Consider the following 19,215-nt stretch of genomic DNA (forward strand, 5'->3'; position numbering starts at 1 on the left):
TTAACAAAGATGTTGTAAATAGCTTAAACATTAACTATATGGATTGTCTTATTGATCTTCAAAGTAAATACCGAGTAAATTGGAATCTATAATTTTAATAATTATAGATCGAAGTTAATGCTAATTAAAAGTTTAAGTTATTTTTGAGTATAAAGTGATTTTCTTTCTCCATTTCACCTTTCAGAAAGTCAGATGTTGAAGGGCGAATCCAAGAAATACTGAAAAATAATATATACGATATTTTAGAAAGCAGACAATAATCCAGATAAATTATTGTTTTAAAATAACTATTTTTACGGCAATACTAAATGTTCGTGTTTAAATCTTATTTTATATGATTGTACTTGGTTTGAATTTTTATTATCACGATTCTACTGCCTGTATTGTAATTGATGGAAAGCTTGTTGCTGCCATTGAGGAAGAAAGGCTTAATCGAGATAAACATACACAAGCTTTTCCATATTTGTCGATCGACAAATGTTTAGAGATCGCAGGTATTAATTATGGGGATATCGATCATATTGCAATCTCAATAAAACCCTCACATAACTTAGACAAAAAAATAAAATATTACCTTGGAAGCAAAAGGCGGTGGGGACATTATTACAGGTGGGAAATTTTAAGAAATAAAGGCAAAATAAAGGAGTTTAATGTTTGGTATGATAAAATATTTATTAATGGAGTAAAAGAACCGAAAGTTCATTTTATTCCACACCATTTATGTCATGCACCCGGAACATTTTTTGTTTCACCCTATGACAAGGCAGCTATCTTAGGCATAGATGGTTCCGGTGAATGGGCAACAAGTTGGATTGGCTATGGAGAGAACAATTCAATTGAAAAATTTGGCGAAAGTTTTTTTCCAAATTCTTTAGGCTCACTTTACGAAGCAGTTACACAATTTTGTGGCTTTAAACCCAATTATGATGAGGGAAAGACCATGGGGCTCGCTCCTATGGGTAATCCTGATACTTATTTTAATGAAATAGCCTCTATTGTAAAAGTTACAAAAGAGGGGGATATAAAAATTGATTTAGATCTTTTTCAATTTCAAGATTTTAAATGGAAAAATCTGCTATCTGAAAAGTTTTTTAAAAAATTTGGTGAAAGACGCGATAAAAATGGGCCTTTTGAACAACGACATATGGATATGGCCGCTGCATTTCAAAAAGTTTTGGAGGAAAGAGTATTGGAAATGTGTGATATTCTTTATGAAAAGACCAAGACAAAATATCTTGTTATAGGTGGTGGCGTTTCATTGAATAGCGTCATGAATGGCAGAATCGTAAGAGAAAGTAAATTTGAAGATGTTTATGTAATGCCAGCAGCTGGAGATAATGGTACCGCCATTGGAGCAGCCTATTATTTATACAATGGAATCTTAAATAAGCCCAGAGTATTTGTTCACGACAATCCTTACGTAGGGACGAGCTATACGAATGAGGAAATAAAGAAAGTGCTCAACGGAGCAAAACTTAAGCATGTCTATCACGAGGATATTTGCGAAGTTGCAGCAGATCTTTTGGCTAAGGGTAAAATAATAGGTTGGTTTCAAGGTGCTATGGAAATAGGTCCAAGGGCTTTAGGAAATAGAAGTATTCTAGCAAATCCAGCTTTTCCTGATATGAAAGACAAGATTAATTCAGAAGTTAAATTTAGAGAAGCTTATCGACCCTTTGCACCGTCTGCCACAGTAGAATCTTATCAAGATTATTTTGATTTGGAAGTTGAGGCTCCATTTATGCTTAAGGTTTGTCCTGTTAAAGAGGATAAGAAGACGGTTATACCCGCTGTGACTCATGTCGATGGATCAGCAAGACTTCAAACGGTAAGAAAGGAAATAAACCCAAGATATCATGAGTTGATTACTGCGCTCGGCAAAAGGACTGGAGTTCCAGTGGTCTTAAATACTAGTTTTAATATTCAAGGAGAACCGGTTGTAGAATCTCCGGTGCATGCTATTAGGTGTTTCTATTCAAATGGATTAGATGCTTTGGTACTCGGAAATTATTTATTAACAAAATAAGAATACTTTACATGGAGTTTTTATCCAACTTTACATATCCATTAGGATAAGTGAATTTTTGGGCTGCACATCACTTTTTTAAGTACGTTTTAAAGAGATACTTCTATGATGGTAGTTTTATGGGTGAAATCGAGATATTTTGAATTTTAGCAGTAATTAAAATGGTTTCTCCTGCTGTAACTTCTATATTTTCGTCTGAATCTACTATGTCAAATATACCTTCCACGCAGGTTAAAATATCAAAGGAATCCAGATTGGTATAGTTAAAACTCCTACTTTTTGTTAGGGTATCAAAATTGGTTTTGGAGAATTTACCAATTTGTTTTTGAGATTTTTTTTGGAATAATCTTTTGTATCGCTATCTACTAATGAAGAATGGAGGTTTTCTAGTACACATTCTCGATAACGTTTCTTCTATCTATTTTGTAATGCTCTATAAAATTGGTTTTTAAAAAATAATAATTATATTTACTATTAGTAATTGTTTATTAACCCCTTAAAAATTATTGTTATGAAACCCCTCAAAATTATTGCTGGACTAAGCATCATAGCTTTGTTTAGCGCATGTGAATCAGATTCGTTGGACCTAAGTGAATCTAAAAACCAAGAATTGTTGAATAAAAAAGAATCGTTAAAAACTGAATCTGCAGACGTTAATGGCTGCGAAACAGCATTTGCCAAATTTATCGACATTTGTGAGTTTGATGGTTATGTATTCGCTTCCAATAGCAATAGTAATCCAGAAGGCTATCCAACACTTGACTTGTCTCCAGGAAGATGGGGATGGGCTGCAAATATTGCCCCCGGTTGGTGGCAAGAAAAATTTGAGCTTTGGGCAGGTGCAGGTAAAAATGACACAAGCAAAGGTGTTCATGTAGGAAATGTTATCGTGAGAAGTGTTAGTGCGACTGGTCTTTTAAGAGTGACGTATAACATATTTCCTGATTATACTATGTCCGAATTACATATTTATGCGAATGATTTAAAACCAACAACAATTGCCCCAGGTCAATTTGGTTTTACCAAAGTATTTAGTCCTGGAACAGATTCTTTTACGTATGATTTTAACGTAAAAGATACTGATGGCGATGGTGTCTGGGTAATCGCACATGCGGTAATATGTTCAAATTAGAGATTGAAATAGTCACAAATTTTTATAAAAAAAACCGGGAATAACCCGGTTTTTTTTGTTCTTAAATTTATGAAGATTTAAAAGGTAGATAAACTGTTTTACAAGGTAACTTCTATGATAGATGTGTTAGTTGTTAAAAGGGATATTTTCGCAATGTTGGCAGGAATTAAAATGGTTTCTCCCGCTATAACTTTTATATTTTTGTTTAACTCTAGTATTTCAAATGTACCTTCCACGCAGATTAAAATAACAAAAGAGTCCAGATTAGTATAGTCAAAACTTCTATTTTTTGTTAGGGTATAAAAATTGGTTTTAAAATATTTAGAATTTACTAATTCGTTTTTAAAATCTCTTTTTTTCGTATATGATGTTTTGTAACTATTAATTACGGAGAAATCGATAGCGTCTATTGCTTCTGAAGTATGTAATTGTCTTTTTTTACCAGTTTTTGTATCAACTCTATTATAGTCGTAAATACGATAGGTTATATCTGAGGTTTGTTGTATTTCTGCCAATAGAATTCCTGCACCAATGGCATGTACTCTTCCTGTTGGGATATAATATGTGTCTCCTTTTTTTGGATTCTCTATATGAAGTAGGTCAAGTATTTTATCCTCTTTTAAGACTTTTTGGTATTCTTCTATATTTGTTTCTTTCTCAAAACCCACAATAATTTCAGCATCTTTTTCGGCATCCATGATATACCACATTTCATTTTTTCCAAATGAATTATGACGTTCTTTTGCCAATTCATCGCTTGGGTGAACTTGAATGGATAGTGGGGTTTTGGCATCAATAAATTTGATCAACAAGGGGAATTCAGTACCAAACCTTTCATATACTTTTTTGCCCACCAAATCTCCTTTAAATGTATTAATTAAATCACGAATGGTTCTACCTTTCAACGGTCCATTCGAAACGAGAGTTTGATTTTCAGAAACATCAGAAATCTCCCAGGATTCACCGATATGATCAGTGGAGATATTTTTGTTTAAAAAAGTTTTCAATTTATTGCCACCCCAAATGCGGTATTGAAAAATTGGGTCAAATTTTAAGGGATACAAATTCATCATTTATATTTTATTTAAAATTAAAAAACCCCGCAACAAATACGAGGTTTAGTCTTAATTCTTGAAATTAATTAGTATAACATGCCGGCCGCAACCGTCTCGTTTGTTGCTTCATCTATCAGAATAAAGCTACCTGTTCTTCTGTTTTTCGCATATTCATCCATCATAATTGGTGCCGTGGTCCTTAGTTTTACCTTACAAATATCGTTCATGTTGATTTGCTTGTCGTCATCAATTCGTTTCAAGGTGTCAATATTCACTTTATATTCTATTTCTTTGATCATGGCTTTAGGCTCATTAGAAGTATGCTTTAAGGTGTATTTTGCTCTGTCTCTTGCAGGATTTTCGTTGAACCAGCAGATCATGGCTGAGAGATCCTGTGTCATTTCAGGAATATTATTGGTTTTAACAATCATATCACCACGACTTATATCGATATCATCTTCCAAAGCGATCACCGTACTCATTCCGTCGAAAGCAGAGTCTTCAAATTTATCATAGTTATTAATGGATTTAATTTTTGAAGTAAAACCTGATGGAAGTACTTTTATAGGATCACCAACTCTAAAAATTCCTCCAGCGACGGTTCCTGCATATCCTCTAAAATCTCTAAACTCATTATCTTGAGGTCTTATAACGGTCTGAACGGGGAAACGTGCGTCGATCATATTGTTATCACTTGTAATGTGAATAGTCTCTAGGGTGTGCAGCAAAGGTGCATTCTGATACCAATCCATATTTGTTGAACGGTGCACTACGTTGTCTCCAAGAAGTGCACTTATAGGAATATAGCGCACATCCTTAATTGCCATTTTCGAAGACATCTCTTCATATTGCGTTACGATATTGTTAAAAACATCTTCTTTAAAATCGACCAAATCCATTTTATTGACACAAACAATGACGTGAGAAATTTGTAAAAGAGAAGCTATATAACTATGTCTTTTTGTTTGCTCAATTACTCCTTTTCTAGCATCAATCAAAACTAAAGCCACATTGGCTGTTGATGCACCTGTAACCATATTTCTGGTATATTGGATGTGCCCAGGAGTATCAGCAATGATAAATTTTCTTTTGGGGGTTGTAAAATAGCGATAGGCCACATCAATAGTGATACCCTGTTCTCGTTCATCTCTAAGACCATCTGTAAACAAGGCAAGATCGATGGTTTCCATTCCTCTTTTTCTACTTGTATTTTCGATAGATGCAATTTGATCTTCAAAAATCGATTTAGAATCGTACAACAAACGTCCGATTAAGGTGCTTTTACCGTCATCAACGCTACCTGCCGTTGTAAATCTTAATAATTGGTTATTTGTAATTTCCATAGTGATTTCTTAAAAATATCCTTGTTTTTTTCTGTCTTCCATTGATGTCTCAGATCTTTTGTCATCTGCTCTATTTCCTCTTTCGGTTTCTCTCATAGCTGCAACCTCTTCAACAATTTTAGCTAAAGTGTCTGCTTCGCTTTCTATACCTCCAGTAATGGTAATATCACCTAAAGTTCTAAATCGAATTTTTTTAGTGTGAATTTCCTCTCCTTCCTGTTTTACCAAATACTCTGACACTGGAATCCAACTCCCATTTCTTTTTACTACTTGTCTTTCATGAGCAAAATACAAAGAAGGAATGGCAATATTTTCTTGTTTAATATAATTCCAAACATCCATTTCTGTCCAATTACTAATTGGAAAAGCTCTAAAATGCTCACCCATATGCATTTTACCGTTGAACAAATTCCATAATTCAGGACGTTGGTTTTTAGGAGCCCATTGGCCAAAATCATCTCGATGCGAGAAAAAACGTTCTTTCGCCCTGGCTTTTTCTTCATCTCTTCTACCACCACCAATCGCACAATCCACTTTGTACGATTCTATAGCATCTAATAGCGTAGTGATTTGTAATTCGTTCCGCGAAGCGTTTTTACCAGTCTCTTCTATTACTCTTTTATTATTTATCGCTTCCTGCACGGACCCTACTAATAGCTGAGTCCCTAGGGTTGATACTAGGTCGTCTCTGAATTTCATAGTCTCAGGGAAATTATGTCCTGTGTCTATATGTAATAGGGGAAATGGCACTTTACCTGGGTAAAAAGCTTTTTTTGCTAAATGTGTTAAGACAATTGAATCTTTTCCCCCAGAAAACAGGATCACGGGATTTTCGAATTGAGCATAAACTTCGCGCAAAACAAAAACGGCTTCCGCTTCTAATTCTTCTAGATAATTTAAATAAAATTTATTCATGATTAATTTTTTGCTTGATTAAACTGTACACTTGCTCGACTGCCTCATCTATAGTCAAATGGTCTGTAACAATTGTAAGGGCCGCATGATCTGGAATTTCATAAGGTGCATTGATACCTGTAAAATCCTTAATTTCTCCGTTACGAGCCTTTTTATATAAACCTTTGACATCCCTTTTTTCACATTCTTCTATAGATGTGTCGACAAAAATTTCAACAAAGTTATTTTTTCCAACGATATTTTCTATTAATTTCCTATCTTTTTTGTAGGGTGATACAAATGCACCCAAGGTTATGAGTCCAGCATCGACCATTAATTTGCCAATTTCTGCAATTCTCCTAATGTTTTCTGCACGATCCTCCGGCGAGAAAGTTAAATCACTGTTGATTCCTTTTCTAATATTGTCGCCATCCAAAGAGTAGGTCTTTAAACCTTCTTCATGAAGTCTTTTTTCCAAAGCATTGGCTATCGTGGACTTTCCCGACCCAGATAAACCAGTGAACCATATCAAAAAGGAGGGATGTTTATTTAATTTATTTCTGGAGGTTTTATCGACCAGATACTCGTGTTTAATTATATTTTCTTTCATTCTATTTAATGTTTCCTGTCTGGCAATCCCAGGTTAATGTGGTACCAAAATCTTTCGTGAAAGTAATAAAGTAACATTTTAGTAATAACTTCTGCTAGTCCAATTTTGAGACCAGTTAGTGGGTTGCCGGATATAACCCAAGATAAAATCATAGTATCTAATGTGCCAACAACTCTCCATGTGATCGTTTTACCGATATGTCTTTTCCGACTTTCAAGTGTTTTACCATCTTTGGATAAGTTTATTTTAAACCAAATACGTTCATGAAAATAATACAACAGCATTTTTGTCAAAACTTCTGCTGATCCAATTTTAACACCGAGCCAAGGATCTCCTGTAATTATCCAAGACAATAAAATGGTGTCTAAAGTGGCAACAAATCTCCATGAGAATGTTTTTGCTATATGTCGGAGTTTTGTATTGTCTTTCATTTAGAAACTAAAAAGCCTGGATTTAACAGATTCTCTTTATTATACAACAGAGTTTCTTTTGTCTGTTGCGAAATAACTTTTAATCCAACTGCCTCACAAATAGCTTGGCCGGCAGCGGTATCCCATTCCATAGTAGGAGCGAAGCGCGGATAAATATCAGCTTCACCTTCTGCTATCAGGCAAAATTTGAGTGAACTCCCTTTAGAAACAATATCGACATTTACCCCTTCTTTTTTGAAAGACTCTACAAAAGAAAGCGTTTCGTCATTCATATGAGAACGGCTTCCTACAATAATTTTATTCTTTGGGTTTGGGTTTCTCGGGCTTATTTCTAATGCCTCTTTTAGAATTTTTTCAATATTGATATGATCTAAATCAACCGTCGCTTTAAATGATTTATGAGCCCGTACATCTCCAAAATATAAGACTTTTTGATCCGGAACAAAAATGACTCCAAACAAGGGTTTGCCATTTTCGACTAAGGCAATATTGACGGTGAATTCACCATTTCGTTTTACAAACTCTTTTGTTCCATCCAATGGGTCAACAATCCAGCATTTCGACCAAGATTTTCTTTGTTGGAAATCAATTTGTTTATTTTCTTCACTAATAATGGGAATATTGGTTTTTAGTAGATATTTATTGATCACTGCGTTTGCATTTTCATCGGCAATCGTTAAGGGAGAATTGTCTTCTTTAAATTCTACCTCAAAATCATTTTTATATATTTTCAATATTTCTTTGCCTCCATCAATAGAAGCCATTATTGCAGTTCTTAAATTGTCGTTCATGAATTTAGTTTGGTAAAAGTTATTGTTTTAGTTGATTTTTATTATAAACCAGAAATAGTCTGCTATAATAATGGAACAGTAATCTATTTTCGTTAAGGGTTGATAATCGATATATCTTTTAAACAGGCTAAAATAAAGGATTCATTATCAAAAAACAAAAATATATATTTGAAACGATATAAATCAGTCTTTATTATGAATAACCATAAGAGTAACCATAACCCAATTTTTTAGTGTTGGTGTCATTTAGCAATATGGCAACATTTTCTAGCCTTTTATTATCCACTAATTTTGATGGTGTACTCAATAATCTTTTATCTAAGAAATTTGCTCTGATTACATAAATAATTAAATCTGCTAAATGACTTATTATCATTGTGTCGGTCACTAAACTGACTGGTGGTGTATCCACGACTACAAAATCATAGTTTGATTTTCCAAAAGAAATAACTTCTTCAAACCGCTCATTAATTAATAAATTTGATGGATTAGGTGGAATTGGACCAGATAATATCACATCGCAATTATTTAAAACTTGATTAAGTATAATTTCATCTATACTTATGTCCGTGTTGCTCAAAAAATTTGTTAATCCAATCTTTTCGTTCAAATCCAAATACTCCTGGATTTTTGGCTTTCTAAGATCAGCACCTATCAACAGAACTTTTTTGCCGGTTGAGGCAAAAGTAGCAGCTAGATTCAATCCTATGAATGATTTGCCTTCTTGAGCTACAGTGGAGGTAATATAAATACAATTACCCTCTTCTGAATTTTTCTTTAACATGAAGTCAATATTAGTCCTTAAAATTCTAAAAGCTTCCGTTATACTGCTCGCGTCGAATTCATTCACAATGACTTTATTTTGAGATAAAGAATTTGGTATATCCCCCAATACCGGAAGGTTTAGAACTTTTTCTATATCCTCAATAGTTTCAACTTTATTGTTAAAGACTAAAATAAGTGAAATCGCAATAAACGGTAATAAACCTCCTAAAAATAGACCAGACAAAATTACAAGTATAGGTTTTGGCTCAATAGGTTTTTCTTTTCCATAAGCATTATCAATTACTTTAGCGTTAGGGACAGGAACCCCCATTGACATGGCGTTCTCTTCTCTCTTTTGAAGAAGATATAAATATAGGGATTCTATTATCTGCTGTTTTCTTGTAATATCTTGAAATTCACGCTCTTGTTTGGGAGCAATATTTCTTTTTGCTCGAAGACTATTTTCTTCCATTCTTAAATCATCTAAAGAAAACTTCAAAGATGACTTAAAGCTTGATAGACTTTGGATAATATTTGATTTAAGAGTAACTAACTGATTATCTAAATTCACAACAGCTGGATTGATCTTGCTCGAAGAACTTAAAATCCGGTTTCTTTCCATAAGTAAAGCATTATACTTACTCGTATTTGCCGTACTTGCTTCATCTTTTAACCCTATGTTTGTAGGTAGGAGATCCTCACCGTTTTCATTTATGAAATTGAGAAAATAATCAACTAACTTTATTTGAGATGAAATATCCACAATTTGCTTTTCAAGATCTGAATTGTCACTTAAGTTTAAATTAGACTGAAATTCGATATCCGTCAGGTTATTGTTGGTTTTAAATTCTTCCACGCCTTTGTCAACAAGGTATAAATCGTTTGTTATATCACTGATTCTATCGTTTACAAATTTATCCGTATTTTGAGTTATTAAATTCTTATACTCGATAGCATCATAATTGTATTGTTTGATGAGTGTATTTAATAAATCTTTAGCTTTATTTAAACTGCGGTCATATACAGAGAGAGATATAATATTTGCGCCAGTTTCAGTAAGTTTTATACTCAATCTTTCTAAATAGTAATTTATTAAATTAGATACTGGTAAAATTTCTACAAATATTTCTTTATCGAAATTTGATTTATTGGCATTTAAACCGATTTTTAATTCACCAAAACTAGTTTTTACTATATCATCATATTTGTATTCTCTAACAGACCTCTTGTCATCATCCATTAGAAGGTATGAGTCATTTGATTTAGGTACGAGTATGAATGAAGTGTCAATTACAGAATTAATTGAGTCGTTTTGGAATAGAGATATTTTAAAAGGAGATTTTACTCCATATAACTCATTTCTCACCAAGAAATTTTTTTCAAATTGCGAAATATGGAGATTTAAATCAACTATGACTCTTTCAATTAGTTTTCTAGATTTTAATATACCAGTTTCATTTATTATTGAAGTTTTGACCCCACCATTAATCTCTAATTCCTTTAATGCTATTAGTTCAGAAGGCATCCCCGAATCCTCTTCATTAATATAAATTGTGGCAGTTGCCAAATATTCCTTTGGGGTAAAATATAGGTAAAGTGCAGATGCAGAAAGAAAAAATAAAACAGAAATTATGAACCATTTTCTATAATAATAGAACTTTTCTAGGATTTCTCTAACATTATCTTCTCTATGATTTTTCTTATTCTCCATACCGTAAAATGAATTTTCGAACTCCATTTAATAATGAATTTAATTCGTTTAAAATATTTAATTTTTCTAAACCAAAGCGTTATTAATTAAATCTGAAGTTTCCTTAATATGAGCTTTTGACGATGCCCCAAAAAGTACAGATTCTATTTTTTTAAATTTACCGATGTATTCAATTGCTTCTTTCGGTCTTATTGCGCCCGCTGCAAGAACTTGCATTGCAATAGGCCTAAATTTTTTATTGTTCAGATATTCTTCATACTTTTCAATACCTCCACTCATTCGAAAGCCTATCTTATTTATCGAACTACAAATAATGGGATTTTCAATACCTATCTCTTCTAAAGTATCATATAATAATGGCATATTCATTGTGATATAACCTGGTTCAGCATTATATTTTTTTCTTATATAATTATCATAATGTAAAAAAATGTCTGTCATTTTTAATCCTAAAATCATATCTACAAGTACATTTTGAAGAAAAATTACGGGTGTTTTAATACCTCTAAACATTTTTAGTTCTGCATCAATCAACATTTCCATCATTTTAGAGAAATCTTTATTAATTAAAGCTAGACCGCCTTTTGTTGCAAAGCTCAACAAATTTCCAGGAATATATTCTTTGATGGTACCCATTATACCGAGCTCAGTAACGGCGTTAGCATATTTATGGGCATATGGCATGCAAGGGTATATTTCAAAGTTTTTATACCTACCTGGATTTTTCCTCATAATAGCAGTTATTTCTGCAATTCGATCATGAGTTGTACACATAAATGTATTTACTCCTAGATCTATAGCCTGATCTAATACTGAAATTATGGAATTTGTATCTTTAAATTTCATAGACTGGGCTCTTGCTTTTTCATCTGATAAATGATTAACAGCAAAAAATTGATTATCTCCAAATAATACTTTATTCATCTTATTCATGGTTTACTAGCTTTTTATAAGTTCTATTGTTCTATCTGTGTTTAGAGCTTGTTCAAATGTGTTAATTTGTCCTAATTGTTTGTTTTTTATATTATGGATAAAATAATCAATCTGAGCGCTATACTCTTCTCCACGTAAATAGAAATCAACAGGCTGAGTCAAATCAGTAATATATTTAATTGTCCAACCCTTTGACAATTTTTCATCTAGGTGATCCTCTTTTAAGTAAATTTTTAATTCAGTTGCATCACATATAATTTTACCACCTTCTCCTTGAATAGTCAACGTTGTCGACATTTTTCTATAGGTTTCATCACTCCAGTTAACCGATAAAACACCTGAAAGGCCATTATCTAAAATTAACAGTGAATAAACAGCATCTTCAACATCCTTGCTGTAATATTTTTTTAATAGCTTTCCTTCACATCTTGTTGTATTTCCTATTATTTCTTGAATTAGGTTGATAACATGTGAAGCATAATCGTACAAACAGCCTCCCCCCTCAGAAGGCTTAGCTCTCCAATTACCACCTTTTGGCTTAGTAATTACAGGACCATAAGCTTCTCCAGTGAAATGAAACAATTCTCCCAAAATCCTTTTTTGAATTAATCTTTTCAATTCAACGAAAGTACCTAAAAAGTGATTATGATAACCAACCTGATTAATCACTTTAAATTCACTCACTAACTCAACAAGGCGAATTCCTTCATCAAGAGTTAGTGAAAATGGTTTTTCACAAAAAACATTGACACCCTTTTCAATTGCATCTTTTGCCATTTCAAAATGGAACTTTGTTGGGGTTGCTATAATAACCGCATCTAGTCTTTCATTTTCAAGAAGTATTCTATAATTGTCATATGTGTTTATATTGTTATTGTAATGCTTAAAAGCATTCAGAACAAGTCTGGAACTGTCACAAACAGCAACAAGTTCAACATCTTTATGCGCCCCTAAAATTGCTGTATGAGATAATCCCATTTTCCCTAAGCCAATTACTGCAGTTCTGATCATAATTTTTTTAATTTTAATTTTAATAAAAATAGGTCTTTGAAAAAGATCATTTGATTTCCTATGTTACGTTTAAATATTTCAGGTCTCAAAAAAATACGTATTAACCAACCAAGTCTCAATTTGAACCATATAGGTTTAATTGATTTTTGTGTTCCTGCAAACCAATCAAAAACATTTCCAATACAAATAGCAAGACCTGAATTAATTTGATTTCGATGTTCAATTGCCCATTTTTCTTGTTTTGGACAGGTCATACCAATAAATAATATATTAGGTTTAAAAGTATTAATTTTTTCTACCATCAATTCGTTATCCTCTTTTGAAAATTCCGTTTTAAAAGGTGGTGAATATGATGAAACTTCAATATTTGGATATTCACTTTTTATTCTTTTTTCAATCAATTCTAAAGTATTTTGAGTCGAACCAAGAAAAAATACTTTCCCTTTTTGATGTTTAAATCGATTGATAAAATGCTCAAAAACTTCTGGTCCCTGATTTTTTTTAATATTTTCTCCCTTCAATAATATTGATGCTAAGGCAAAATATACGCCATCGAGTACCAAGTAATCTGAAGTCATCAAAGATTTTTTAAAAACAGTGTCTTTCGTTGCTATGCCATATGAATTCGGACTGATTGTGTTTATAACTTTACATTGATCATTTTCTAAATTTATTTTTTCTAAAAAATCTGAAAAAACAGTATAATTTAACACATTTACAAACTTCATTTTTTTAAATAATTTTTTTGAGCGATTTAATTATATTTTGTTTTGTAAAGTATTTTTGAACTATTTCAGAGGAATCCCCAATCATTTTTTCCAATATTTCTGGAGTTTGTTGAACTTTTATTATTTCTGAAATTAGTTCTTCGAACGTATTTTTTTCAATATAGTGTTTTGAAGGCTTGAAATCACATGTTTTAATTGCACCATTTATCGCAAATATTGCAGTCTGGTAGCTTGCTGCCTCAACTACTTTCAATTTAAAACCACCTCCAAGCTTTTCTGGAATTACGGCTATTTTTGCTTCATCATAATATGGTCTCATTTCCAATACATCTCCAGTCATTTCTACTCCATTGTATTTAGAGTTTATTTTATTTACCAACTCCTGTGAAGCTCTACCAACGACTTTTAAAACAATATTATTTTGTCCTAATTCTTTAAAATTTTTGGCATTTAATAAGGATAATAGATTTTCAATTTTAGGACCCCAAATAAAAGAACCTGCAAGAATTACATAATTTATTTTTTTACTATTTATTTTTTTATCTAGAGCTGAAAGAGCTGGCCCTAGGGGTCTTATAATTTCAACGTTTATAGCCTTATACTTTTTTAAGAAATAATTCCTATCATGCTCACAAATTGCTGTAACATTATCGAATAATGGAATTATTCTTTTTTCTAATGAACCAATTTTTATAGAATCTTGCCAATTGATAATTTTGTTAAAGAAATGTACACTGTTCTCAAACAGGTTTTTACTTAAAAGATATTCTACATTATGAGAAATATAATTCAATTTGGTATTCTTGGCATATTTTGTTAAAACAGGCAACGTAAATACCATCTTTAAATGGTTAACAAATATTGCATCATATTTTTGATTTCTTAGAAGCAGTTCTAGTTGATCTAAAAAAGCAGTAGAATATCGATTCACATACATTCCTGGTTTATTGCTTAGCACGAACCAAGTAATATTTTTTGATGTATGTCGTACAAGTTTGGTATCATTAAATTTTAATTTGTTTTCTGAGTCTATTTCTGGTATTGAAGCATTCGAGTCAAAGTATACTATATCAACATTTGCTTTAAGATCAAATAGGGCTTCGATTATATTTGCACTATAAATACTATCACCTGTATTCTTTGTGAATGGATTTTCGTATGTAATAAAAAGAACTTTTTTATTCATCATTGTAATTTAATTGGTTAATTTTTCAATTAATTGATCTTTGACAGATCTTAGAATACGAAAAATATAGATTGGAATATTTTTTACAACTTGAAAATTTCCGAAAAACTCTTTGTGCAATCTTATCAATTCTTTAATGTTAAGCAATTGATTTCTCGATGAAAATCCGTCTTTTAAATAAAATACGATTGGAAAATCTAGTTTAATGACATTTTGTGAATTTGTTTCTAAAAGCGCTTCAAGGACCCATTTATAGTCTGCCTTTATTTTATATTTTAAGTCATAAGGTTTGACTAAACTTTTATCTATAAATATACTCTGGTGGCATGCATAGAAATCCTTTTTTAAATTAGGTATATTAATTTGTCTAGTTTTAATTTGTTGATATTTCCCTTGAACATTTTCTATAACAAAATCCCCTGAGATTATTTTGTGCTGGTTAGTTGAAATGGATTCAAATACTTTAGAAAGTGTATTGTTTGAAAAAAAGCGATCTCCTGTATTTAAAAAATTAATATATCTTCCATTTGCTTGAGAAATTCCCTTGTTCATAGCATCATATATTCCGGAATCGGCTTCTGAAATTACAACATCTAAATGCTTTTTATATTTCCTAATAATTTTATTGAAGTTATCAGTTGATCCGCCATCAATTATGATATACTCATAATTATCAAAATCTTGGGATATAACACTTTGTAATGTTTTCTCAAGTAAATTCCCGGAGTTATAATTAACCGTTATAATTGAAAATAGTATGGTTTCGATGGTTTTTTTAGATTAAATAGGATAACCGAGTTCTTCTATTAATATTTTCCAGCGACCCTTTTTACTGGTATAAAGTATATTTAATAATTCTTCGTCAAAAATATTTTTCCAGTCACCGACAATTCCTTTTCTATAAAATGATTTTTTATTTTCAACACCTGATTTTCTGCCGGAAACTTTTGCAAAATCATTAAGATTAATAGCTTTTTCTATTTGTTCAATAGGAGCATTAACCGAACAATACTTTACAATCTGATTTGTGCAAGAATAAATGTCACTCTTTAAATCCTCATATTTTAATAATAAACAATTATCATAATTACTCCATTCATTATATAGGTCGAACATAAAGTCACCTTTTTCAATTAAATCAGTAATTTTTGATTTTATTGTTTTATTTCTGAACTCTTCACCCCATCCTCCCAACTCCACGGGCAGATTACTAACATAGTGTGCTAGACTAACAAATACATCTCGGGGATCTCTAATTACCGTGATATATCGAATATAGGATTCACTTTTTTTAGGAGGTAATGAATGACTTTTAAAAATATAGCCTTTTCCATTTTTCAATTTATTAAAATAAGGAATTAAATCATCTAAGGGTATTTTTACCTTTCGATACTCCGTAAAAATTTTGTATGGTGGGAAAATATCATGGAATCCAGTAAGTCTTCTTAAAATATTATATATCCAAGTTGAGCCAACTTTATGAGGAGAAGAGACTACTATAACTATTTTTTCGTTCTTATCAATTTTAATTTTTCGCCTAAATATTGATAGAAAATTATGATAAACTGTGCCAGCATACATTTCATATTTTGGTGGAATATATTTTTTTACATAATCTTTAAACTTCATAAGTTAATTTTTTGATAATAATTCTGTTCTTTACCAAAATGACCTTTAGGTCTTGATATATTAATGGTTCTTTTATTGAAGATATTAATAAGACCATTTACTATAAAAGTAAAATGAAACGTTAAAAATAAGATTGGAGAAAAAGAAACAGCTGTAAGATTTACAATTGCGAATAAAACAGGGTGTTCTGTGATTAGATTTTGTTTAAAAAATGCCCAAACTAACAAAGTGCCAAATATTAGGCCAAAATAAACAAAAACTCGTAGCAAAGAATTTGAAAAGGTGTTTTCATTTACTCTATCAATGGCTAAACTACTTCCAATAGAGCCGCTTAAGTCAGGATTAGCATCTTTTATCTGTTGGTTAAAATTTTTAAATTCAACTCCGATACCAATAGCTGGGTTATGGATTATAACATCTATTGCCGCCATTGTGTCCACGTACCGTTGGGCAGAGGATCCTGCTTTTTCTCCATATAATTTGTCATTAACATTAATCGTAGCCACATAACCTACAATGACTAAAAATATTGATAAACTGCCCAGTGTTAGTATGTTTTTCAGATTTAGTTTAAAATTTATCCCGGCATAGTATATAAGTTGTATTAATACAACCGCCATTCCAGTAGTAGACCACGATAATAAAATTCCCAAAAAGCCAATTAAAACATTTCTATTATTTTTTGCCACAAACAAATTCAGGAAAATAAAAATATTTACATACACTGAAAACACACTGGGCTCCCAGAAAAAACCGTGTGCTCTAAAGATATTTAATCCAAATAAATTAAAAGTTTCTAAATCAATTTGCCCAAGGTAATTTATATGAATTCTTTGAAAAAATAAATAAAGGTATCCAACGTACGCAGAACCATCTCCCGTTGATTTAATTAGAATATTTCTAGTCGGATATAATGACAGAATTAAACTAGATAATATCCCTTGGATTACAAAAAGTTTCAGAACCAAATTCAAATGATTTGAAAATAAACTGGATTTACCTTCAAAGTAAATACTAATAATTACACCAATTAAAATGGAAACAGAAAGGTTAATAATTTGATTTGATAATAAGATATAGTTATCAAATATTAACCCATGAAGTAAATTGATAATAAACAATGGTAATAAGATAAAAAAACTATACCTGAAGATTTTCTTAAAACTAAAACTATTTGAAAAAGTTAAAATTACAAATAGAACAATTAAGGTGAAAATTTGAAAGATTGGACCATATCCCATTACCTTTATTAGCGTGCCTCCGTTTAAGACTAATAAAAAAATAATTAGAAATGCATATATGTCTATTTTTCTAGATAGCATACTAATTGTTCCAAACATCTAGATTCTTGTTCAGCAGTTTCTCAAGTAAAATTATATCATTTCTATAAAAGGCTTCTAAATAATCTTTAGTATCTTCATCCATGGTCAATCTCATGGTCTGATTTAGTCTTCTGCTTTTCCTCGCTATTTTCCTCAATGTCTCTTCTGAAATAACTGAACCAAAAAATTTCTTTATGAAATCTTTCGTTCTATTATCATGAATAAGAAATTTATGAAATAGTTTGAAACGCGGCAAACCAGAAACATTATGTTCTTCTGCAAAAGTATTTTGAAATTTATCATCTATATTAAGAAATCTATATACTTCTTTTAAGTATCGCTGAGGATCTTTAATAAATTCTTCTAAAATTATTACATGAACATTTGTAAAAGTATCTATATAGGCCTGTACTTGATGAGAATATAAACCCTGATCTAAGTATGCAAATGTAGATGACCAGTTATTATTTAACCTTTCAGATTCTAATTGCAAAGCATTTGAAAACTCTTCGTTTTCAAAGCCTAATTCTCGGGCGTAGCTATAATGAGAAAAAGCCCTTTTCACAGGATTTCTTAGGATAATAATGATTTTAGGATCATCCAAATATTTCTTAATCTTTGGGATTGCATACTTTGGTTTATACAAATAAGTTACTGTTGCTTCGCCAATTGCTTTATGCTTAGGATTAGCCTCATCAAATAACTTAAAATAATCATCCTCTTTATAGACCATCCTTTTTCTGTCAACTTGGAAGGACGGACACTTCTTGGATGTTAACTCTTGGTATTCACTGACAAAAAAATTAGGCTCTTTATTAATCGGCATAAACACTTCAGGATGCTGATTAATATATTGGTATAGACTTGTAGATCCTGATTTTGCTGCACCTACAATTAAAAAATTTGGCTTTTTATGCATCTTTTAATCCTTTTCTAAATTCACCCCAAGTATATTTTCTAATGGAATGAAAAAAATTCCATTTAATCTTTTCATAGTTTGAAATATTATATTTCGGCCATGTTTTTGGCCATTGATAATCCCAATATTTCATAAAAACACCAAATTTTTGGAATGCAATTTTTTTAACAACATCATCTGTGTAAAAATCTAAATAATGCGACTTAGACTCCGTAGAGTTGTATTTTGGTAAATCTCTTATAGGTTCAATTCCAATTTCTTGAAGAACTTGTTGGAAATCATTATTTAAATTTTCAAATTTAATAGTTCGTATATCTTTTGAAAATTTCAGAGTTGACATATCATCATATGGCAGCCATTTATTAGATGCCAGGTAATCTTTAAAGCTATAGTTTTTTTTAGAAATATTTTTATAATGATACAAATGTCTTAAATCAATTATTGCCTGTCGACCTCTAAGATTGATTCTATCAGTATATCTATTTCTATGATCATTTTTATATTTTAGATAGGAACTAACAGCTTTGTCTAAGGGATTCCTTACTGTTATAAAAACGAAGTATTCTTTTTCTTCCTCAGAGGCAATATTCAAAAATTCTGAATAAATACTATGCTTCCTTAAGATAGGAACACCATCATAATTTTCAATTAGTTCTTTTCTAATTGCCGTGCAACCTGTCTGACCGTTTTCAATAAAAAGATATTTATATTTATGACTAATAACCATTT

18 protein-coding genes are annotated in these 19,215 nt (G+C 31.3%); 2 read left to right on the forward strand and 16 right to left on the reverse strand.

Annotated features, from left to right (window positions below):
- Positions 1–334: 334 nt before the first annotated feature.
- Both ACFQ39_RS14460 and ACFQ39_RS14465 read left to right on the forward strand, forming a co-directional pair.
- Complete coding sequence (locus ACFQ39_RS14460) at positions 335–2,026, forward strand: carbamoyltransferase family protein (protein ID WP_377180249.1); 1,692 nt, start codon at positions 335–337, stop codon at positions 2,024–2,026.
- A gap of 511 nt (positions 2,027–2,537) precedes the next feature.
- The gene (locus tag ACFQ39_RS14465) at positions 2,538–3,158 is read left to right on the forward strand and encodes a hypothetical protein (protein WP_377180251.1); all 621 of its coding nucleotides are present in this window, start codon (positions 2,538–2,540) and stop codon (positions 3,156–3,158) included.
- 98 nt (positions 3,159–3,256) lie between these two features.
- Here the strand turns inward: ACFQ39_RS14465 and ACFQ39_RS14470 are convergent, their stop codons facing one another.
- The 16 genes from ACFQ39_RS14470 to ACFQ39_RS14545 all read right to left on the reverse strand — a co-directional run bounded on the left by ACFQ39_RS14470 (position 3,257) and on the right by ACFQ39_RS14545 (position 19,213).
- A complete protein-coding gene (locus tag ACFQ39_RS14470) occupies positions 3,257–4,228 on the reverse strand; it encodes a type I phosphomannose isomerase catalytic subunit (protein ID WP_377180503.1) in 972 nt (323 codons plus the stop codon).
- A 71-nt stretch (positions 4,229–4,299) separates the two neighbouring features.
- Positions 4,300–5,556 (reverse strand): sulfate adenylyltransferase subunit 1, encoded by a 1,257-nt coding sequence (locus tag ACFQ39_RS14475; protein WP_377180253.1) that lies wholly within the window; start codon positions 5,554–5,556, stop codon positions 4,300–4,302.
- Between the two features lie 9 nt (positions 5,557–5,565).
- Positions 5,566–6,471, reverse strand: a complete 906-nt coding sequence (gene cysD / locus ACFQ39_RS14480) for a sulfate adenylyltransferase subunit CysD (protein WP_377180255.1) — start codon at positions 6,469–6,471, stop codon at positions 5,566–5,568.
- Complete coding sequence (gene cysC / locus ACFQ39_RS14485; protein ID WP_377180257.1) at positions 6,464–7,060, reverse strand: adenylyl-sulfate kinase; 597 nt, start codon at positions 7,058–7,060, stop codon at positions 6,464–6,466. Before cysC ends, cysD begins: the two co-directional genes overlap by 8 nt.
- A 5-nt stretch (positions 7,061–7,065) precedes the next feature.
- Positions 7,066–7,491 (reverse strand): DUF2061 domain-containing protein, encoded by a 426-nt coding sequence (locus ACFQ39_RS14490; protein WP_377180259.1) that lies wholly within the window; start codon positions 7,489–7,491, stop codon positions 7,066–7,068.
- Positions 7,488–8,282 (reverse strand): 3'(2'),5'-bisphosphate nucleotidase CysQ, encoded by a 795-nt coding sequence (cysQ, locus tag ACFQ39_RS14495; RefSeq protein WP_377180261.1) that lies wholly within the window; start codon positions 8,280–8,282, stop codon positions 7,488–7,490. Before cysQ ends, ACFQ39_RS14490 begins: the two co-directional genes overlap by 4 nt.
- Before the next feature lie 193 nt (positions 8,283–8,475).
- Positions 8,476–10,785 (reverse strand): GumC family protein, encoded by a 2,310-nt coding sequence (locus ACFQ39_RS14500; protein WP_377180263.1) that lies wholly within the window; start codon positions 10,783–10,785, stop codon positions 8,476–8,478.
- A gap of 39 nt (positions 10,786–10,824) precedes the next feature.
- A complete protein-coding gene (locus tag ACFQ39_RS14505; RefSeq protein WP_377180265.1) occupies positions 10,825–11,682 on the reverse strand; it encodes a hypothetical protein in 858 nt (285 codons plus the stop codon).
- A 15-nt stretch (positions 11,683–11,697) separates the two neighbouring features.
- A complete protein-coding gene (locus ACFQ39_RS14510; RefSeq protein ID WP_377180267.1) occupies positions 11,698–12,702 on the reverse strand; it encodes a Gfo/Idh/MocA family protein in 1,005 nt (334 codons plus the stop codon).
- A complete protein-coding gene (locus tag ACFQ39_RS14515; protein ID WP_377180269.1) occupies positions 12,699–13,430 on the reverse strand; it encodes a WecB/TagA/CpsF family glycosyltransferase in 732 nt (243 codons plus the stop codon). Before ACFQ39_RS14515 ends, ACFQ39_RS14510 begins: the two co-directional genes overlap by 4 nt.
- Positions 13,431–13,434: 4 nt before the next feature.
- Positions 13,435–14,616 (reverse strand): glycosyltransferase, encoded by a 1,182-nt coding sequence (locus tag ACFQ39_RS14520; RefSeq protein ID WP_377180271.1) that lies wholly within the window; start codon positions 14,614–14,616, stop codon positions 13,435–13,437.
- Between the two features lie 9 nt (positions 14,617–14,625).
- Positions 14,626–15,384, reverse strand: coding sequence for a glycosyltransferase family 2 protein (locus tag ACFQ39_RS14525; RefSeq protein ID WP_377180505.1), 759 nt, complete (start codon positions 15,382–15,384; stop codon positions 14,626–14,628).
- Between the two features lie 12 nt (positions 15,385–15,396).
- Positions 15,397–16,245 (reverse strand): sulfotransferase domain-containing protein, encoded by an 849-nt coding sequence (locus ACFQ39_RS14530; protein WP_377180273.1) that lies wholly within the window; start codon positions 16,243–16,245, stop codon positions 15,397–15,399.
- Positions 16,242–17,585 (reverse strand): O-antigen ligase family protein, encoded by a 1,344-nt coding sequence (locus tag ACFQ39_RS14535; protein WP_377180275.1) that lies wholly within the window; start codon positions 17,583–17,585, stop codon positions 16,242–16,244. The genes ACFQ39_RS14530 and ACFQ39_RS14535 overlap by 4 nt, the downstream gene beginning before the upstream one ends.
- Positions 17,569–18,486, reverse strand: coding sequence for a sulfotransferase family protein (locus tag ACFQ39_RS14540; RefSeq protein ID WP_377180277.1), 918 nt, complete (start codon positions 18,484–18,486; stop codon positions 17,569–17,571). Before ACFQ39_RS14540 ends, ACFQ39_RS14535 begins: the two co-directional genes overlap by 17 nt.
- Complete coding sequence (locus ACFQ39_RS14545; RefSeq protein WP_377180279.1) at positions 18,479–19,213, reverse strand: sulfotransferase family 2 domain-containing protein; 735 nt, start codon at positions 19,211–19,213, stop codon at positions 18,479–18,481. The genes ACFQ39_RS14540 and ACFQ39_RS14545 overlap by 8 nt, the downstream gene beginning before the upstream one ends.
- Positions 19,214–19,215: the final 2 nt, after the last annotated feature.

The sequence above is a fragment of the Namhaeicola litoreus genome (assembly GCF_042679565.1).
Lineage (GTDB): Bacteria > Bacteroidota > Bacteroidia > Flavobacteriales > Flavobacteriaceae > Namhaeicola > Namhaeicola litoreus.